The 19,626-nt window shown below is 51.8% G+C and carries 13 protein-coding genes; 4 read left to right on the top strand and 9 right to left on the bottom strand.

The features are described 5' to 3' along the window. Positions 1 to 31: 31 nt before the first annotated feature. On the bottom strand, positions 32 to 1,180 hold the full coding sequence (locus WES_RS13475) for an MFS transporter (RefSeq protein ID WP_000109306.1): 1,149 nt from the start codon (positions 1,178 to 1,180) through the stop codon (positions 32 to 34). Positions 1,181 to 1,494: 314 nt separating this feature from the next. On the opposite strand from WES_RS13475, the gene ycaC reads away from it, so the two are divergent. Next, a complete protein-coding gene (gene ycaC, locus WES_RS13480; protein ID WP_016158973.1) occupies positions 1,495 to 2,121 on the top strand; it encodes an isochorismate family cysteine hydrolase YcaC in 627 nt (208 codons plus the stop codon). Positions 2,122 to 2,157: 36 nt separating this feature from the next. Here ycaC and WES_RS13485 read toward each other — a convergent pair whose 3' ends face one another. The 8 genes from WES_RS13485 to lrp all read right to left on the bottom strand — a co-directional run bounded on the left by WES_RS13485 (position 2,158) and on the right by lrp (position 14,497). After that, positions 2,158 to 3,021 (bottom strand): dimethyl sulfoxide reductase anchor subunit family protein, encoded by an 864-nt coding sequence (locus tag WES_RS13485; protein ID WP_016158974.1) that lies wholly within the window; start codon positions 3,019 to 3,021, stop codon positions 2,158 to 2,160. A gap of 1 nt (position 3,022) precedes the next feature. After that, positions 3,023 to 3,640: a dimethylsulfoxide reductase iron-sulfur subunit DmsB gene (gene dmsB / locus WES_RS13490; RefSeq protein ID WP_000213098.1), complete on the bottom strand. Its 618-nt coding sequence runs from the start codon at positions 3,638 to 3,640 to the stop codon at positions 3,023 to 3,025. A gap of 10 nt (positions 3,641 to 3,650) precedes the next feature. Then, positions 3,651 to 6,095, bottom strand: a complete 2,445-nt coding sequence (gene dmsA, locus WES_RS13495) for a dimethylsulfoxide reductase subunit A (protein WP_000850273.1) — start codon at positions 6,093 to 6,095, stop codon at positions 3,651 to 3,653. A gap of 237 nt (positions 6,096 to 6,332) precedes the next feature. Further along, positions 6,333 to 7,625, bottom strand: a complete 1,293-nt coding sequence (gene serS / locus WES_RS13500; RefSeq protein ID WP_000886683.1) for a serine--tRNA ligase — start codon at positions 7,623 to 7,625, stop codon at positions 6,333 to 6,335. 90 nt (positions 7,626 to 7,715) lie between these two features. Next, complete coding sequence (gene rarA, locus WES_RS13505) at positions 7,716 to 9,059, bottom strand: replication-associated recombination protein RarA (protein WP_016158975.1); 1,344 nt, start codon at positions 9,057 to 9,059, stop codon at positions 7,716 to 7,718. A 10-nt stretch (positions 9,060 to 9,069) separates the two neighbouring features. Further along, entirely contained in the window at positions 9,070 to 9,681 is a 612-nt protein-coding gene (gene lolA, locus WES_RS13510; RefSeq protein WP_016158976.1) for an outer membrane lipoprotein periplasmic chaperone LolA, read from the bottom strand. A gap of 158 nt (positions 9,682 to 9,839) precedes the next feature. After that, a complete protein-coding gene (ftsK, locus tag WES_RS13515) occupies positions 9,840 to 13,868 on the bottom strand; it encodes a DNA translocase FtsK (RefSeq protein ID WP_016235170.1) in 4,029 nt (1,342 codons plus the stop codon). Positions 13,869 to 14,002: 134 nt separating this feature from the next. Further along, positions 14,003 to 14,497: a leucine-responsive transcriptional regulator Lrp gene (lrp, locus tag WES_RS13520; RefSeq protein WP_000228473.1), complete on the bottom strand. Its 495-nt coding sequence runs from the start codon at positions 14,495 to 14,497 to the stop codon at positions 14,003 to 14,005. Positions 14,498 to 15,041: 544 nt separating this feature from the next. Here lrp and trxB point away from each other — a divergent pair. The 3 genes from trxB to cydC all read left to right on the top strand — a co-directional run bounded on the left by trxB (position 15,042) and on the right by cydC (position 19,618). After that, complete coding sequence (gene trxB / locus WES_RS13525; RefSeq protein WP_016158979.1) at positions 15,042 to 16,007, top strand: thioredoxin-disulfide reductase; 966 nt, start codon at positions 15,042 to 15,044, stop codon at positions 16,005 to 16,007. Between the two features lie 122 nt (positions 16,008 to 16,129). Beyond that, positions 16,130 to 17,896, top strand: coding sequence for a heme ABC transporter permease/ATP-binding protein CydD (cydD, locus tag WES_RS13530; RefSeq protein WP_001043608.1), 1,767 nt, complete (start codon positions 16,130 to 16,132; stop codon positions 17,894 to 17,896). Further along, positions 17,897 to 19,618: a heme ABC transporter ATP-binding protein/permease CydC gene (gene cydC, locus WES_RS13535; RefSeq protein WP_016158980.1), complete on the top strand. Its 1,722-nt coding sequence runs from the start codon at positions 17,897 to 17,899 to the stop codon at positions 19,616 to 19,618. Positions 19,619 to 19,626 lie beyond the last annotated feature (8 nt).

Below are 19,626 nucleotides of genomic sequence, written 5' to 3'. Positions count from 1 at the left end.
AACAGCCAGTTCACACTCTGCACTCATTCATTTACACGTGAGCAACGGGTTTTGGTGTATGACCGGCGTTACGAAGCAGCATGAGTAAATAAATAAACGACACACTGGCGATCATGATAAACAGCAGATTATCAGAGAAATTCTGCATTAACATGGCAGTAAAAGACGGGCCAAGCAGACTACCGACGGTATAGCTTAACAATAACGCCTGATTCATTGCCACCAGCTGATGATGTTCAACTTTCTCGCAAGCCCAGGCCATCGCTACCGGATAGAGCGTAAAACCGGCTGCACCGAGGATGAACAACGCAGGAGCCATTGCCGCCTGACTTAACATCGCAATGCTACCGAGAATGACGACAAATACCTGAACGCGCAGTACCAGCAGGCGACCAAATTTATCTGCCAGACGACCAATTGGCCATTGCCCAAGGATACCAGCACTAACCAGAACCGCCATCCAGAAGCCAATGCTGGCGTTGCTAATCCCTTTATGATTGAGGTACAGCGGCATCAGGCCATACAAAGAACCCAGAACGATTCCCGAGATAATACAGCCGTTCACGCCAAGCCGCGCCTGACGAAGTTTTAGCATTGACGTAATTGGCGTCGAAGCATGGTTCTCAGCCTGCTGATTCACGATACGAGTAAACAGCAGCGGCAAGATCCCTGCCAGGGTCAACCCTGTAGCCCACGGCAATACGCTCATCAACTCGGTTGAAACTTTACTGAGCAGTAACTGACCTAAAAACGTCCCCACATAATAAACCATCATATAGGCGGCAAGTAACCGCCCACGGTTACGTGACGTACCGCTGCACATCAGCGCGCTTTCTACCACCACCCAAATCATGGCGCAACCAACGCCTGCGACGAAACGCCAGGCTAACCAGCTCCAGAAACCAATCATCAAGCCAAGCCCGGCACAACCCGCAGCAAAAATAAAGGAAGCAAGGTAATAACTGCGATTAAACCCAAAGCGTTTAATGACATACCCTGTCAGTAAAGTACCGACCAGGTTGCCGGTAAAATAAGACGAACTGACGACGCCGACCTGCCATGTGGGCAAGTGTACCTGGGCGAGCCATAGCGGCACGAGTGTATTTAACACCGCGATCGCCAGAGTCAACAAAAGTAGGCCAGACAGCAAAAGCATGACAGGCCGGGTATACGTGGACATGAATGAAAACCGTGAGGAAGTTCAAATTTCATGCGCATCATGCCACCGCCAAAAACATTGTCAATGGGTGAAAATACGTACATAACGCAGCGGCTGTATTATCGATTTATATTACTCATTCATAACACTAATAACGAAAAGATAATCAGTCTCATCTAATTGTTTTTATTGATCTAACGTAACGTTCATATGTTTAGTTCAGTCGAAAAATTTCATGGTCACTGCAAACCTGAATTTCCCGTCTATGCTTTCAGGGCAACGCATCGCGTCTGAACGATTTCAGGCGTACCACTGACTCTCGAAAGGAGAAGAGAATGGCCAAACCGTATGTTCGTCTCGATAAAAATGATGCTGCTGTTTTGTTAGTTGATCACCAGGCCGGTTTACTTTCCCTCGTGCGGGATATTGAACCTGACAAATTTAAAAATAACGTGCTGGCGCTGGGTGACTTAGCCAAATATTTCAATCTACCCACCATTCTTACTACCAGTTTTGAAACCGGTCCTAACGGCCCATTAGTCCCTGAACTGAAAGCACAGTTCCCGGATGCACCGTATATTGCCCGTCCGGGAAATATTAACGCCTGGGATAACGAAGATTTTGTTAAAGCGGTCAAGGCGACAGGTAAAAAGCAGTTGATTATCGCCGGAGTGGTCACCGAAGTTTGCGTAGCATTCCCGGCACTTTCGGCGATTGAAGAAGGTTTCGATGTCTTTGTGGTGACTGACGCGTCAGGAACCTTTAACGAAATTACCCGGCATTCGGCATGGGATCGTATGTCACAAGCAGGGGCGCAATTGATGACGTGGTTTGGTGTCGCCTGCGAACTGCACCGTGACTGGCGCAACGATATCGAAGGTCTGGCGACGCTGTTCTCTAACCACATTCCTGATTATCGTAATTTGATGACCAGTTATGACACCTTAACGAAACAGAAATAAAAGAAAACCGGGGCCAAGACCCCGGTTATAAACATCTTAGCTGGCAACGGCCATCCCCACAGTCATATGCAACCCGTAGAACACGCCGCGCCCGATTAACTCACCAGCCAGAAGCAGGATGAATGACACGGAAAGCAGCGATACCGCAGGCTGAGAACCTTTTAACTGCGGTACAATCCACAAGCACAGTGCCACGGCGATAAGCACAATGCGCCAGGCCATCAGCGCACCGTAATCCGGCACTAACGCCGCTGCCTGTTGTACAGAAGAGTGAATCGTAGCGAGTTCAGCCCCCTGCATTACAGACATTACGCCGCTCACCACCAGCGCCAGCACTGAAATGGCCGGAAGTAAACGCATCACCCAACCATTAACCCCCGCCAGACGCAGTAACAAATATCCCAGCAGCGGGCCTCCCATAAACATAGTCAGGAAGAAGCCCATCGGTGTCCAGATGCTGTACCAGGTCGGTACGGTATCGATGGTGTTATAAACTCGCACCATCATCCAGACAAACACCACGCCGAGAATCATCGTCACCACCAGCCACAGCGTGCGTAATGCCGGTGACAGCTTTTTCAGCACTGCCAACAACCAGCCGATGCCACCTACGGCAAAAAATATCGAACCACTGGCGATTTCGTTACTCAATGCCGAAGAGCCAACCCGGTTGAGTGAGTTAAAGGCGCGCATGGGTGAGCCAAGGTGAAGCATTGAGGCGATAAAGCCAATGCCCATCAGTACCCACAAGCCAAACATACAGGTAATCACCCGCTGTTGGGTATCGGCCCGAAGCTCGCCTTTCAACAAGGCGAATGCCAGAACGATAAAACCGCCCACGACGCACTGCCCGAAGACCGTGAAGATCATCAACGGCCATTCATGCCATCCACTTCCCATCTCACACCTCCTTCGGATTTGCCAGATAGCCAGTGGTATCCCCGGTTGGGCGGCTGTTGGCGTTAGGTTTGATCACAATATTCGGTTTGGTAAAGTGCGCTCGTGGCAATGGCGCAACGGCCGCCAGATCGCCGTGTTTTTTACGCAGCTCGTCGATGGGGCCGAAATCCAGCGCCCGCAGCGGGCAAGATTCGACGCAGATCGGTTTTTTACCCTCCGCGACACGGTCATAGCAACCATCGCATTTGGTCATATGCCCTTTGGTTTCGTTATACTGCGGTGCGCCATACGGGCAAGCCATATGGCAGTAACGACAGCCGATGCACACATCTTCATCAACAACGACAAAACCATCTTCACGTTTATGCATCGCGCCGCTCGGACAGACTTTGGTACACGCCGGATCTTCGCAGTGATTGCATGAAATCGAGAGATAGTAGGCAAACACGTTTTGATGCCAGACACCGTTATCCTCCTGCCAGTCGCCACCAGCATATTCATAAATGCGGCGGAAGCTGACTTCTGGCGTCAAATCTTTGTAGTCTTTACAAGCCAGTTCGCAGGTTTTGCAACCGGTGCAACGGCTGGAATCAATAAAAAATCCATACTGGGTTGTCATCGGTTACTCCTTACACCTTTTCAACCTGAACAAGGTTTGTATGCGACGGATTCCCCTTGGCGAGAGGAGACGGACGTTGAGTGGTCAGTACGTTGATACAACCGCCCTTATCGACACGTTTTGCATCCGGGTCATACCAGGCGCCTTCGCCCAGTGCGACCACGCCCGGCATCATTCGTGGCGTCACTTTCGCCTCAATATGAACTTCACCACGATCGTTAAAGATCCTGACTTTATCGCCGTTGCTGATACCGCGTTTTTGCGCATCAAGCGGGTTGATCCACATTTCCTGGCGGCAAGCCGCTTTCAGCACGTCTACGTTGCCGTAGGTGGAGTGAACGCGAGATTTATAGTGGAAACCTGTAAGTTGCAGCGGATACTGTTTGTTCAGCGGATCCTGATAACTTTCAAAACCTGGCGTGTAGATCGGCAGTGGATCGATCACGTCGCCTTCCGGCAATTCCCAGGTAGCGGCAATGTCAGCCAGCGCCTGGGAATAGATCTCAATTTTGCCCGATGGCGTGGTCAGTGGATTAGCCTGCGGATCTTCACGGAAGGCTTTATAAGCAACATGATGCCCTTGTGGGTCGCGCTTTTTAAAGATCCCCTGCTTGCGGAACTCTTCAAAGGTCGGCAACTCAGGGATCGCTTCCCGCGACTGCGCATACAGGTGACGCATCCACTCTTCCTGAGTACGACCTTCCGTAAACTGTTGCTCAACGCCAAGACGTTTTGCCAGTTCGCTGGTCATTTCATAGATGGTCTTACATTCAAAGCGCGGTTTAATCACCTGATCGTTGAAAATCACGTAAGACATATTCCCGCAGGATGCATCCAGCGCAAAGTCCATCTGTTCGGAAGCGGTGCAGTCCGGCAGCAGGATATCAGCGTATTTCGCGGATGATGTCATGTGGCAGTCGATAACCACAATCAGCTCACACTTCTTATCATCCTGAAGGATTTCATGGGTACGGTTAATTTCTGAATGCTGGTTAATCAGGCAGTTACCGGCATAGTTCCAGATCATCTTGATCGGCACATCCAGCTTATCTTTTCCGCGAACACCATCACGCAGCGCCGTCATTTCCGGGCCACGTTCAATGGCATCGGTCCACATAAACATCGAAATGCTGGTCTGGATCGGGTTTTCGAGGGTCGGCATCCGCACAAATGGTAAGCTGTATGAACCTTCGCGCGCGCCGCTGTTACCACCGTTAATCCCGACGTTGCCGGTCAGAATTGCCAGCATTGAGATAGCACGAGTAGCGATTTCACCATTAGCGTGACGCTGCGGCCCCCACCCCTGGCTGATAAACGCCGGTTTGGTACTGCCGATTTCACGTGCCAGTTTGATGATTTTGTCTGCCGGAACGCCAGTGATTTGCGATGCCCATTCCGGCGTTTTGGCAACGCCGTCTGCCCCTTCACCCAGAATATAGGCTTTGTAGTGACCATTTTTCGGCGCACTGGCTGGCAGGGTTTTCTCGTCGTAGCCAACGCAATATTTATCGAGGAATTCCTGATCAACCAGATTTTCGGTGATCATGACGTACGCCAGACCGTTAACCAGTGCTGCATCTGTTCCCGGACGAATTGGGATCCACTCATCTTCACGCCCGGCACCGGTGTCGGTATAGCGCGGATCGATGATGATCATGCGGGCATTTGATTTCTGACGAGCCTGTTCAAGGTAATAAGTTACCCCGCCGCCGCTCATTCGCGTTTCGCCCGGGTTATTACCAAACAGCACCACCAGCTTACTGTTTTCGATATCTGACGGGCTGTTGCCATCCGCCCAGCCACCATAGGTATAGTTCAGCCCTTCTGCAATTTGCGCAGAGGAATAATCACCATAATGGTTCAGATAACCGCCGCAGCAGTTCATCAGGCGCGCGACCAGGGTATTTCCCGGTGGCCAGGAACGGGTCATTGTGCCGCCCAGCGTACCGGTGCCATAGTTCAGATAGATGGATTCGTTACCGTACTCTTTAATCAGTCGCTGCATATTAGTAGCGATAATGTCGTAGGCTTCTTCCCAGCTAATACGCTCGAATTTGCCTTCACCGCGCGCCCCGACGCGTTTCATCGGATATTTCAGGCGATCTGGGTTATAAACGCGACGACGCATCGAACGCCCACGCAGACAGGCGCGTACCTGATGCAGGCCGTCGTAATTGTCATCACCGGTATTATCCGTTTCGACGTATTTGATTTCACCGTCCACGACATGCATTCGCAGTGGGCAGCGGCTACCGCAGTTAACTGTACATGCGCTCCAGATAACCTTCTCGTCAGAATTTGCCGCAATGGCGTTATCGACAGCGTGCGCTATTCGACTAAAAGGTAATGTTAATGCACTGCTGGCCATCGCCAGGCCACCGATCGCTGTCGTTTTAACCAAACCACGGCGACTCACCTCAGCAGCCAATACCGCATCAGGGATTTTCGTTTTCATAATGGCTCACTCAAGCTTGCTCACGATTAATTCCAGTAACAAACCGTATTGTGTAATTATTTTTATAGCTGGCGCTATATAGGTTTGTATACATCGAATGATTTGAAAATCAACGGGATAGGTAGATTTTCACTCGTAAGTAGTATTGCGCTTAAGTAACGAGTAATTATTGTTTGGTATCAAAGGGAGACAAAAAAAGCGCCCGCAGGCGCTTTTTAGATTCAGAAAAATTGGGTATTAGCCAATATATTCCAGTCCGTTCATGTATGGACGCAGAACTTCTGGTACTTCAATACGACCATCAGCCTGCTGATAGTTTTCCATTACTGCAACTAGCGTACGGCCAACAGCCAGACCGGAACCGTTCAGGGTATGCACCAGACGGGTTTTCTTGTCAGACTTGCTGCGGCAGCGTGCCTGCATACGACGCGCCTGGAAATCCCAGACGTTAGAACAAGAAGAGATCTCGCGGTAGGTGTTCTGCGCCGGGATCCATACTTCCAGGTCGTACGTTTTGCAAGCGCCAAAGCCCATGTCGCCGGTGCAAAGGATGATTTTACGGTACGGCAGACCCAACAGTTGCAGGACTTTTTCTGCATGACCGGTCATCTCTTCCAGCGCCGCCATAGAGTCTTCCGGGCGCACGATCTGAACCATTTCAACTTTGTCGAACTGGTGCATACGGATCAGACCACGGGTATCACGACCATAAGAACCGGCTTCAGAACGGAAGCATGGTGTATGGGCGGTCATCTTAATCGGCAGGTCATCTTCATCAATGATTTCACCGCGCACCAGGTTGGTCAGCGGAACTTCTGCCGTTGGGATCAGCGCGTAGTTACTGGTGTCTGCTTCTTCTTCCAGCGGACGGGTATGGAACAGGTCGCCAGCAAATTTCGGCAACTGACCTGTACCGTAAAGCGTATCCTGGTTAACCAGATACGGGACATAGTTTTCGCTATAGCCATGCTGCTCGGTATGCAGATCCAGCATAAACTGCGACAATGCGCGGTGCATACGTGCGATCTGCCCTTTCATCACCACAAAGCGCGAACCGGTCAGCTTAACCGCTGCTGCAAAGTCGAGGCCAGAGTGCATTTCACCCAGCGTCACGTGGTCACGAACTTCAAAGTCGAACTCACGCGGGGTGCCCCAGCGGCTGACTTCAACGTTGTCATTTTCGTCTTTACCCACCGGCACTTCATCTGCAGGCAGGTTAGGGATTGTCAGCGCGATATCGCGAATTTCAGCCTGTAAAGCATCCAGCTCGGCTTTTGCTGCATCCAGCTCTTCGCCCAGTTTGTTCACTTCCAGACGTAAAGGCTCGATATCTTCCCCGCGCGCTTTCGCCTGGCCAATGGATTTCGATCGGGAGTTACGCTCCGCTTGCAGGTTTTCCGTTTTTACCTGCAATACTTTACGACGCTCTTCAAGAGCGCCCAGCTTATCTACATCCAGCTTAAAGCCCCGGCGTGCCAGTTTTTCAGCGACTGCGTCTGGCTCATTACGCAGCAGATTGGGATCGAGCATGCTTATCCTGTGCTTATCGAATTAAATGGGAGATGTGGCCACAGCCTGCGACCACAGGGATACAGTAACAACATTACCGCAACGATAACATTAACGGTAGCGTTTTATGGGGCTATTTTGATCCTGTTCAGCCAGCCAGGCGAGCTTTTCGCCAATCTTGCCTTCCAGGCCCCTGTTTGTCGGGAAATAATAGCGTGTTTGTGCTATTTCTGGCGGGAAATAAACCTCACCGGCAGCATAAGCGTTTGCTTCATCATGAGCGTAACGATATTCCTGCCCGTAGCCCATTTCCTTCATTAATTTCGTCGGCGCATTACGCAAGTGAACTGGCACGTCATAATCCGGACGTTCGCGAGCATCGGCCAGCGCGGCTTTAAACGCGGTATACACAGCGTTACTTTTTGGCGCACAGGCCAGGTAAACAATCGCCTGGGCAATGGCGCGTTCGCCTTCTGCCGGACCAACGCGGGTAAAGCAGTCCCAGGCAGCAATCGCCACCTGCATCGCGCGTGGATCGGCATTACCTACATCTTCCGACGCTATCGCCAGGCAGCGACGCGCGACATATAAAGGATCGCCACCAGCAGTAATAATGCGCGCATACCAGTACAGCGCCGCATCGGGTGCACTACCACGTACAGATTTATGCAGTGCGGAAATCAGATCGTAAAAGCGATCACCTTTATTATCAAAGCGGGCGCTACGTTCACCTGCGATTTCGGTCAGTAATTCAGGCTTCAGGACCCGCTTACCGCTATCTTCGACTTCGGCCATATCCGCCATCATTTCCAGCGTATTTAACGCCCGGCGCGCGTCGCCATTCACCAGTTCAGCAATGGCGCGTCGTGTTTCATCTGGCAGAACAATATCCTGACCACCATAACCACGGGTCTTGTCTTCTATCGCCTGAGTTAGTACTTGCTCAATATCCTCGGTAGTCAGGGATTTCAACAGATAGACACGGGCACGGGAAAGCAGTGCCGAATTAAGCTCAAACGACGGGTTTTCAGTGGTTGCGCCAATAAAAGTAATGGTGCCGTCTTCAATATGTGGCAGGAATGCATCCTGCTGGCTTTTGTTGAAACGGTGAACTTCGTCAACAAAAAGAATAGTGCGGCGACCTGCATTGCGGTTTTGCCGAGCGCGCTCGATCGCCTCGCGAATCTCTTTCACGCCAGAGGTGACGGCAGAAATACGTTCCACATCAGCGTTCGCATAGCGGGCAATCACTTCAGCGAGGGTTGTTTTGCCAGTACCCGGCGGCCCCCAGAGGATCATAGAATGCAGATGCCCGGCTTCGATAGCGCGCGGCAACGGCTTCCCTGCAGCCAACAAATGTTGCTGCCCGATATACTGTGCTAAATTTTCTGGCCGCATACGCGCGGCCAGAGGTTGAAAAGTATTATCCGAAAAATCGAGCGACAGATTGCTCACTCAGGTGCCTCTACTTACGTTGATCATCTACCGTGACGCCTTGCGGCGGGGTGAAGGTAAATTTCGCTGCATCCACAGCCCCATTTTGCTGGGATTTCAGCTGATAACTGCTGCGCTGATCATCCTGCTCCACCGCGCTAAACTGATGGATTGTGCCATCACGTCCCACGTTAATGGTGAACTGCTTCAGATTACCATTGCTGGCTTTCGGCGTCAGGACAAAGTCATCGCCATTCTGTTTGATATTGTACTGCTGCCAGTCGCTGGACTGGTTGCGGGCAATCAGCATAAACGGCGTATTACCGGTGGCATCTTTCAGCCAGGTTGCCGTAGCTTGCTCAACGAACGGGTTATAGAACCACAGTGTTTTACCGTCAGAAACCAGGATGCTTTCATCAGGTTGAGTCATATGCCAGTTGAACAAGTTAGGACGTTTCACCCACAGATCGCCCTGACCTTCCTGTACTGCAGCGCCGCTACCGTCAGTCACTTTTTGCGTGAAGCTGGCGTGGAAGCTGCTGACTTTATCCAGTCGACTTTTCAGATCGCTTGCGGCATCAGCCCAAACGCTGCTCGCCACAAAGCTTGAGAGTAATACACAGGTGATGGCAATTTTTTTCATCATGGTTCCTCAAATTACGTCACTCCCAAACGGGAGTTCCCTCTACTCTCTATTCCAGGCTAATAATCAGCTTGAGGAAAGAAGAAAATACTGAATTTTCAGTTGATAGTGTGCCGGATGCGACGCTATCGCGTCTTATCCGGCCTACAATGCCCTAATCAGTCAAACGGCGGTGGAGCCAGCACTTCACGATTACCGTTGTGACCCTGTTCGCTGACGATCCCCTGCGCTTCCATCTGTTCGATAATACGCGCCGCACGGTTATAACCAATGCGGAACTGACGCTGTACGCCTGAAATTGACGCTTTGCGTTTTTCAGTGACAAACTGCACCGCCTGATCGAACAGTGGGTCCAGCTCTTCTGCGCCATCGAATCCACCGGCTCCGCCTTCGCTTTCGCTGTCGGAAGTGATGCCGTCAACATACTGCGGACGACCACGGGCTTTCCAGTCCTGCACCACGGCATGAACTTCCTGATCGCGAACAAAAGCACCATGGACACGTACCGGCATGGTGGAGTTCGGCCCTGAGTAGAGCATATCGCCCATTCCCAGTAACGATTCGGCACCAGCCTGATCAAGAATGGTACGCGAGTCAATCTTACTGGATACCGTAAAGGCGATACGAGTTGGAATATTCGCTTTAATCAGACCTGTAATAACATCAACTGATGGACGTTGCGTTGCCAGTACGAGGTGGATTCCTGCGGCACGGGCTTTTTGCGCCAGACGTGCAATCAGCTCTTCCACTTTTTTACCCACCGTCATCATCAGGTCGGCAAATTCGTCCACCAGAACAACAATATAAGGCTCTTTTTTCAGCACCGGATGCTGAGCATCCATACTGTCGCCCGGTTTCCAGTACGGGTCTGGTATTGGGCGCATCATACGGTCAGCTTCAGCAATTTTTTCGTTATAACCCGCCAGGTTACGTACACCCAAAGCCGACATCAGTTTATATCGACGCTCCATTTCGTTGACGCACCAGCGTAAAGCGTTGGCAGCATCTTTCATGTCGGTCACGACTTCCGTTAACAGGTGCGGGATACCTTCATAAACTGAAAGCTCGAGCATTTTCGGATCGATCATAATGAAACGCACATCTTCCGGCTGCGCTTTATAGAGCATACTCAGAATCATGGCGTTCACACCGACAGACTTACCGGAACCGGTAGTCCCCGCAACCAACAAGTGCGGCATTTTTGCCAGATCGGCAACGACCGGATCGCCAGCGATATCTTTACCCAGCACTATCGTTAATGGCGATGGGTTATCGCGGAACTTAGCGTTGTCCAGCACTTCGCGCAGGTAAACGGTTTGGCGTTTTTTGTTAGGTAACTCCAGACCTACGTAAGGTTTACCCGGAATAACTTCAACGACACGAACCGCCACAGTTGATAGCGAACGGGCCAGGTCACGTGACAAGTTAGAAATACGCGCAGCTTTTACGCCCGGTGCCAGGTTCAGCTCAAAGCGAGTGATAACTGGCCCCGGAGAATAGTTGACGACATCGGCTTTAATGCGGAAGTCAGCCAGGCGCGCCTCTACCAGACGCGCCATTTGTTCAAGCGCAAAGGTATCTACGGGTTCCACTTCGCTCGGCGGCGGCGTCAGCAAATCCAGAGAAGGCAACGGCGTCGTCGGTTTGTGTAACGGACGACTGTCGCCATTGCGCATTAACAGCGGATGAAGCAGGGTATCCTGCGGCTGTGGTGCCGTCGGTTGATGCGACTGCTGATAGTGATGCTGCGGTGCTACCGGTTGTTGCGGCTGCTGATACTGCGGCTGTGGCGCTACCGGTTGCTGCGGCTGCTGATAGTGCTGCTGCGGTGCTACCGGTTGCTGCGGCTGTTGATACTGCGGCTGCGGCGCTACCGATTGCTGCGGCTGTTGATACTGCGGCTGCGGTGCTACCGGTTGTTGCGGCTGCTGATATTGCGGCTGCGGCACGACTGGTTGCTGCGGCTGTTGAACAGGTTCAACAATTGGCGTAAACAGCGGCTCGTGTGGACCATCATCCACTAACGCTTTCATCGGTGAAAATTCGAAATCATCCAGCGAGAACGGATTCGCCCCAGTCGGTTGTTCACCGGAATAACGCTGCTGCTGAGTCTGGGCAAACTGACGAGCCAGCTCAGCCTCTGCCGCAGCATCTGCATCTTCCGCGTTCACTGGCACATCATGTTGATATTGCTCGCCATAGCGTTGCTGCTGCGTCTGGGCAAACTGACGAGCCAGTTCATCCTGCTGCATCGCATCGATTTCATCATCGTTATACTGCCCGCCAGCATCGTACTGGTTGCGCTGCGCTTCACGAGCCTTCTCTTCCGCCGCTCTCTGCGATGGCAGCTTAATGCCATATGACGCCAGTTCACGACGTGTTGGTACGCGGATACGCTTCGGTCGAGGTAACTGCGGGCCAATGCCCTCTTTCACTTGCGGACGCGGCGCACCGCTATTTGCCAGGCTGAAAACAGGCGCAGCAACCGTCGCTGCGGCTCCCGTCGCCAGGGTCGCTTTTTTCACGCCCGATGCCAGCGGTGAAACAGCGGCAGCGGCTTCTACTGGAGGTACTGCTGCAACAGCAGGTGCTTTCAGCGAAGATTTGATCGGTTCTGGTTCTTTAACCGGTTCAGGAATCGGTTGATACCAGGCCGCAAGTTGTTCACGTTCACGGGCACGCTTCTCTTCCACTTCTTCAAAATAGTAAAGCGGCGGACGCGCAGGCTTTGTCTCTTCAACAACAGGCTCCGGTGTCGCGGCAGGCTGCTGTTCAACAGGTTGCGGCTGTTGGTACAACGGCTCCTGAACGGCTGGCTGCTGGTAAGTTTGCTCCGCCTGGTATGTAGACTGTGGAGCAAAAGTGGATTGCGTCTCTTCGGCTTGCCAGGCGTTACCTGCCACCGGCTGTTCCGGTGCAGGTGCATAATACGGCTGTTGAACCGGTTGTTCCGCTGCAGGCGTATAGTACGACTGCTGTGGCGGTACAGGCTGTTGCAGCGGCTCATTATATTGCACCGCAGGCTGCGCATATTGTGGCTGCTGTGGGTAACCTTCTGCTGCAGGAGCAATAACCGGCTCGCCCGTTTGCGGCCCCGGTACAGGCTGCCAGGATACAGTAGGTTGCGCAGGTGGAACATCAACAGAGGCAACAGGCGGCGTCTGAGTAACAGGTTCAACCGGCGCGGCCCAGCTTTGCGTCGCCGTGGTTGCAGCCGCTGCGGCAGCTACAGGCTCGGTAATCGGCGCACCATTTAATAAAGGATCGTATTCGTCATATTCAGGCTGCGTTGCACGATTGCCCGAAAACAGGACGTCATCAGGATCGGCCGCTACTCCGCGCGCAGTGTAGGTAACATCTTCTTCATCATCCATCCGCTTGCCGGAGAACAACGCAGCGTCCGTTTGCCGCCCCATCGGATTAATGAATTTTTCTGCCAGGCGTTTACGACGCGCTAACGCGCCACGAAGAATACGAGCACGGCGCGATTCATGCTGTTTACCGTGGTTTTCATCTTCGTACTCTTCGTCATCGTCATACTCATCTTCATCGACCCAGGTATCATCGCGACGGGTACGATTACTGGCGAAGGTGAGAATGTTTAAAATCCAGCCGCCCAGTTTTTCGGCAATAGTCACCCAGGACCAGCCGGTAAACAGCGTCAGGCCCGCTGCCCAGACGCAAAGCAGCGCAATTGTTCCCCCACTGCTGTGTAGCAGAGGCTGCAACGTAGTGCTTAATAAGCTACCGATTACGCCACCGGAGGCAAAATACCAGATATCGTCGGCGTTAATGGCTGCCAGACCACAGGAGGTAAGGATGAGCGCCAGCACGCCAATAATACGTAGCGAAACGGCAAAATAATCAATGTATTCGTCGCTGGTCTGATGACGCCACGCAAACCAACAGCCACCGACAATGATGACGGGGATGGTGTAAGCCATCACGCCAAAAATGAAGAACAGGGTATCGGCCAGCCACGCACCAGGTGCCCCGCCTAAATTATGGATAGGCTCATGCCAGGCCGTTTGCGACCAGCTAGGATCCGAAGGGTTAAAACTCAATAAAGCTGCCATCAACCAGACGGCAAACAGGACAATAAGAATCAGCAACGCCTCCAGAAGTCGGCGCCCGCTGCTTAACTTTGTCAATGTGACTTCTTTGTCTTCAGTGTATTCCTGGCTCAAGAAAGGCTCTCCAGGTTACAGGCTTTTCCTGCCCGATGCTAAAACGGACAACAGTACCAGGTTACCCCAGTACTGTTGCTGTATGGATTAACAGGAGTGTAATCAAAATACGCCGATTTTGCACCTGTTCCGTGTTAGCGCGTCTTAATAACCAGACGATTACTCTGCTTGACTTCTTCCATAACAACGTATGTCCGTGTGTCATTGACGCCAGGCAGACGCAGCAGAGTTTCCCCCAGCAGCTTACGGTAAGCTGACATATCCGGCACGCGTGTTTTCAACAGGTAGTCGAAATCACCAGATACTAAATGACACTCCTGAATTTCTTCAAGTTTTTGTACAGCGGTATTGAATTGTTCAAACACATCCGGAGCACCACGATTCAGAGTAATCTCAACGAATACCAGAAGTGATGCATCCAGATAATGCGGGTTCAGCAGTGCCGTATAGCCCTGGATAAACCCTTGTCTTTCCAGCCGACGCACGCGCTCAAGGCACGGCGTTGGGGAAAGTCCCACACGTTTAGAAAGCTCGACGTTAGAAATACGCCCATCCTTTTGCAACTCATTAAGAATGTTACGATCGATACGGTCGAGATCTTTGCCAGGGCGCTTCTTGCTATCTACCATTATTATTGTCTCTCTGTATTCCTTCCCTACTCCTGTCTGACCCTGAAAACATCACTGTTCAGAGTCGCTACCCGTCACGATAGACCGAAATCATTAAGATTCACGGCGCGCAATGCCTGGGTCTACGGTGAGAAGACCGTTGCCTGGAGGCCGCTATCGACATCACGAATGGCGTCTGTCCACGCCATGCGTAGATTTCACTAGCACGGTAAACATGGTATTTACATGCATGATTATGCGCATATAAGAATACTGTTTTTTTCTTCCTCGAATGTTTTCGCAAAACGCCAGGTGATTGTCAAAGCAAAACATCGTTTTTTAGTACAACATGCCAGTTATTCATTAACAGTCGCGTTTAATCATCATTTAATCGGCTTATAAACCGAAAAAATTAAGTAGCAGGCGTGATAATGACCGAAGAATTTGACACGCTTATCGCTTCTGACGATTGCACAAATCGTTAACAAAATCGTCATACTCTTTTTTTACGTCTGTAAATTCCCTACAATCCTGCCCATTGTCTGCCAACAACTATGGGGATCTCATGGGCACGACCAAACACAGTAAACTGCTTATCCTGGGTTCAGGCCCGGCGGGTTATACCGCTGCTGTCTACGCGGCGCGCGCCAACCTGCAACCCGTGCTGATTACCGGCATGGAAAAAGGCGGCCAACTGACCACCACCACGGAAGTGGAAAACTGGCCAGGCGATCCAAACGATCTGACCGGTCCATTATTAATGGAACGCATGCATGAACATGCCACCAAATTTGAAACTGAAATCATCTTTGATCACATCAACAAAGTGGAATTGCAGAATCGTCCGTTCCGTCTGTCTGGCGACAGCGGCGAGTACACCTGCGATGCGCTGATTATTGCTACCGGAGCTTCTGCACGCTATCTCGGCCTGCCCTCTGAAGAAGCCTTTAAAGGACGTGGGGTTTCTGCCTGTGCGACCTGCGATGGATTCTTCTACCGTAATCAGAAGGTTGCGGTTATCGGCGGCGGTAATACCGCTGTTGAAGAGGCATTGTATCTGTCTAACATTGCTTCTGAAGTACACCTGATTCACCGCCGCGATACTTTCCGCGCAGAAAAAATTCTGATTAAGCGTCTGATGGATAAAGTGGAGAACGGCAACATCATTCTGCACACCAACCGTACGCTGGAAGAAGTGACCGGCGATCAGATGGGCGTCACTGGCGTTCGTCTTCGCGATACGCAAAACAGCGATAACATCGAGTCACTCGACGTTGCCGGTCTGTTTGTTGCTATCGGCCACAGCCCGAATACCGCCATTTTCGAAGGGCAACTGGAACTGGAAAACGGCTACATCAAAGTACAATCGGGTATTCATGGTAATGCCACCCAGACCAGCATTCCGGGCGTCTTTGCCGCAGGTGACGTGATGGATCATATTTATCGCCAGGCTATTACTTCCGCCGGTACAGGCTGCATGGCGGCACTGGATGCTGAACGCTACCTCGACGGTTTAGCTGACGCAAAATAATTTTACAAATCAGTAACAAAAGTAAAGAAGGCGACACCATGCGACTATGGGTCGCCTTTATTATTCCTCCGTTGTAACATTGCCCTGCAAAAAATTCTGATAACTCACCTGCTAAGCGTGCAATGAATAAATCCCGTCAAAAAGAGTTAACCCGCTGGTTAAAACAGCAAAGCGTCATCTCCCAACGTTGGCTGAATATTTCTCGTCTGTTGGGCTTTGTGAGTGGCATATTGATAATTGCCCAGGCCTGGTTCATGGCGCGTATTCTGCAGCACATGATTATGGAGAACATCCCCCGTGAAGCCCTGCTGCTGCCCTTTACGTTACTGGTTCTGACCTTTGTATTGCGCGCATGGGTGGTCTGGTTGCGCGAACGGGTGGGTTATCACGCCGGGCAGCATATCCGTTTTGCCATCCGCCGCCAGGTTCTCGACCGTTTGCAGCAAGCAGGACCGGCGTGGATTCAGGGCAAACCTGCGGGGAGTTGGGCGACGCTGGTACTCGAGCAAATTGACGATATGCATGATTACTATGCTCGCTACCTGCCACAAATGGCGCTGGCGGTGTCAGTGCCGCTGCTGATTGTGGTAGCAATATTCCCTTCTAACTGGGCTGCGGCGCTTATTCTGCTGGGCACTGCGCCGTTAATCCCGTTGTTTATGGCCTTAGTTGGAATGGGCGCCGCCGATGCTAACCGACGTAACTTTCTCGCACTTGCTCGCTTAAGTGGGCATTTCCTCGATCGCCTGCGCGGCATGGAAACGCTGCGTATTTTTGGTCGTGGTGAAGCTGAAATTGAAAGCATTCGTTCTGCTTCTGAAGATTTCCGTCAACGGACAATGGAAGTGCTGCGACTGGCATTTTTATCCTCCGGCATTCTGGAATTCTTTACCTCGCTGTCGATTGCCCTTGTGGCGGTGTACTTTGGTTTTTCCTATCTCGGCGAGCTGGATTTTGGTCACTATGATACTGGCGTGACGCTGGCTGCGGGTTTTCTGGCGCTGATCCTTGCGCCGGAGTTTTTCCAGCCATTGCGCGATCTCGGTACGTTTTATCATGCTAAAGCCCAGGCTGTTGGCGCGGCTGACAGTCTGAAAACGTTTATGGAAACCCCGCTCGCCCATCCGCAGCGCGGTGAGACGGAATTAGCATCAACCGATCCGGTGACCATTGAGGCCGAGGATCTGTTTATCACATCGCCGGAAGGTAAAACGCTGGCCGGACCGCTGAACTTTACTTTGCCAGCAGGCCAACGAGCTGTATTGGTTGGCCGTAGCGGTTCAGGTAAAAGCTCACTGTTGAATGCACTTTCCGGTTTCCTCTCATATCAGGGATCGCTACGGGTCAACGGTATCGAATTGCGCGATTTATCACCGGAATCCTGGCGCAAACATCTCTCCTGGGTTGGGCAGAATCCACAACTACCAGCAGCAACACTACGGGACAATGTGCTACTGGCGCGACCTGATGCCAGCGAACAAGAGTTACAAACAGCACTGGATAACGCATGGGTCAGTGAGTTTCTACCGCTCCTGCCACAAGGAGTTGATACGCCTGTTGGCGACCAGGCTGCCCGCCTTTCCGTAGGTCAGGCGCAGCGCGTGGCGGTGGCGCGTGCATTACTGCATCCCTGTTCGCTATTACTGTTGGATGAACCCGCTGCCAGCCTGGATGCACACAGCGAACAGCGCGTGATGGAGGCGCTGAATGCCGCCTCTCTGCGCCAGACTACGTTAATGGTCACCCACCAGTTAGAAGATCTTGCTGACTGGGATACTATCTGGGTGATGCAGGATGGTCAGATTGTCGAGCAAGGACGTTACGCGGAATTAAGCGTGGCTAACGGTCCTTTCGCTACATTGCTGGCCCATCGTCAGGAGGAGATTTAAATGCGCGCTTTGCTACCCTATCTGGCTCTGTATAAACGTCATAAGTGGATGTTAAGCCTTGGTATTGTACTGGCGATTATTACTCTGCTCGCCAGTATCGGTCTGTTGACGCTTTCCGGATGGTTCCTCTCCGCCTCAGCGGTTGCGGGCGTTGCAGGACTGTACAGCTTCAACTATATGCTCCCCGCCGCAGGGGTGCGTGGCGCAGCAATCACCCGTACCGCAGGGCGTTATTTTGAACGTCTGGTGAGTCATGACGCGACTTTCCGCGTATTGCAGCATCTGCGCATTTACACATTCAGTAAACTTTTGCCGCTCTCCCCTGCCGGGCTTGCGCGCTATCGTCAGGGCGAATTGCTCAACCGCGTCGTGGCGGATGTTGATACGCTCGATCATCTTTATTTGCGCGTTATCTCACCGCTGGTGGGCGCTTTTGTGGTGATTATGGTGGTGACAATCGGGTTAAGTTTCCTTGATTTCACCCTCGCCTTTACGCTGGGCGGCATTATGTTGCTGACGTTGTTCCTGATGCCTCCGCTATTTTATCGTGCTGGTAAAAGCACAGGGCATAATCTGACTCATCTTCGCGGGCAGTATCGCCAGCAACTGACCGCCTGGCTGCAAGGGCAAGCTGAACTGACCATTTTTGGTGCCAGCGATCGTTATCGCACGCAATTAGAGAATACTGAAATTCAGTGGCTGGAAGCGCAACGCCGTCAATCTGAACTGACCGCTTTATCGCAAGCGATAATGCTGCTAATTGGTGCGTTAGCGGTGATCCTGATGCTGTGGATGGCGTCTGGCGGCGTTGGCGGCAATGCTCAACCCGGCGCGTTAATTGCCTTGTTTGTCTTCTGTGCGTTAGCTGCGTTTGAGGCTCTGGCGCCGGTGACAGGTGCATTTCAGCATCTGGGGCAAGTCATTGCCTCTGCAGTACGGATCACTGACTTAACGAATCAAAAACCAGAAGTCACCTTCCCTGATACCCAAACCCATGTTGCCGATCAGGTTTCCCTGACGTTACGTGATGTTCAGTTCACTTATCCTGAGCAATCACAGCAAGCTCTTAAAGGGATTTCCCTTCAGACAAACGCCGGAGAACATATTGCGATTCTCGGTCGAACGGGATGCGGCAAGTCGACACTATTACAACTGCTGACCCGCGCATGGGATCCGCAACAGGGCGAGATTTTGCTTAACGGTAGCCCTATAGCCAGCCTGAATGAAACGGCTCTGCGTAAGGCCATCAGCGTTGTGCCACAGCGTGTACATCTGTTTAGCGCAACGCTGCGAGATAATCTGTTACTTGCAGCACCTGGCAGCAGTGATGAGGCTCTGGCGGAGATCTTGCGCCGCGTCGGTCTGGAGAAGCTGCTTGAAGACGCAGGACTCAACAGTTGGCTGGGTGAAGGTGGACGCCAACTCTCCGGTGGCGAACTGCGCCGCCTGGCTATCGCCCGTGCGCTATTACACGATGCGCCGCTAGTATTGCTGGACGAACCAACCGAAGGCTTAGATGCCACAACTGAAAGCCAGATCCTTGAATTGCTTGCAGAAATGATGCGTGAAAAAACGGTGTTAATGGTCACCCATAGACTTCGCGGACTCTCTCGCTTCCAACAAATAATTGTGATGGACAACGGACAAATTATTGAGCAAGGTACTCATGCAGAACTGCTTGCCAGACAGGGACGTTATTACCAGTTTAAGCAGGGTTTGTAAGCTATTAT

It is taken from the genome of Escherichia sp. KTE31, assembly GCF_000407925.1.
Classification (GTDB): Bacteria; Pseudomonadota; Gammaproteobacteria; order Enterobacterales; family Enterobacteriaceae; genus Escherichia; species Escherichia ruysiae.
Note: the sequence above shows the minus strand (reverse complement) of the source record. Positions and strands in the feature narration are given on the sequence as shown.

What these genes read in the sequence shown, in the direction of transcription:
- dmsA (WP_000850273.1), bottom strand. Translation starts at nt 6,095, where the DNA reads ATGAAAACGAAAATCCCTGATGCGGTATTGGCTGCTGAGGTGAGTCGC.
- ycaC (WP_016158973.1), top strand. Translation starts at nt 1,495, where the DNA reads ATGGCCAAACCGTATGTTCGTCTCGATAAAAATGATGCTGCTGTTTTG.
- lrp (WP_000228473.1), bottom strand. Translation starts at nt 14,497, where the DNA reads ATGGTAGATAGCAAGAAGCGCCCTGGCAAAGATCTCGACCGTATCGAT.
- WES_RS13475 (WP_000109306.1), bottom strand. Translation starts at nt 1,180, where the DNA reads ATGTCCACGTATACCCGGCCTGTCATGCTTTTGCTGTCTGGCCTACTT.
- WES_RS13485 (WP_016158974.1), bottom strand. Translation starts at nt 3,021, where the DNA reads ATGGGAAGTGGATGGCATGAATGGCCGTTGATGATCTTCACGGTCTTC.
- cydD (WP_001043608.1), top strand. Translation starts at nt 16,130, where the DNA reads ATGAATAAATCCCGTCAAAAAGAGTTAACCCGCTGGTTAAAACAGCAA.
- cydC (WP_016158980.1), top strand. Translation starts at nt 17,897, where the DNA reads ATGCGCGCTTTGCTACCCTATCTGGCTCTGTATAAACGTCATAAGTGG.
- serS (WP_000886683.1), bottom strand. Translation starts at nt 7,625, where the DNA reads ATGCTCGATCCCAATCTGCTGCGTAATGAGCCAGACGCAGTCGCTGAA.
- lolA (WP_016158976.1), bottom strand. Translation starts at nt 9,681, where the DNA reads ATGAAAAAAATTGCCATCACCTGTGTATTACTCTCAAGCTTTGTGGCG.
- dmsB (WP_000213098.1), bottom strand. Translation starts at nt 3,640, where the DNA reads ATGACAACCCAGTATGGATTTTTTATTGATTCCAGCCGTTGCACCGGT.
- trxB (WP_016158979.1), top strand. Translation starts at nt 15,042, where the DNA reads ATGGGCACGACCAAACACAGTAAACTGCTTATCCTGGGTTCAGGCCCG.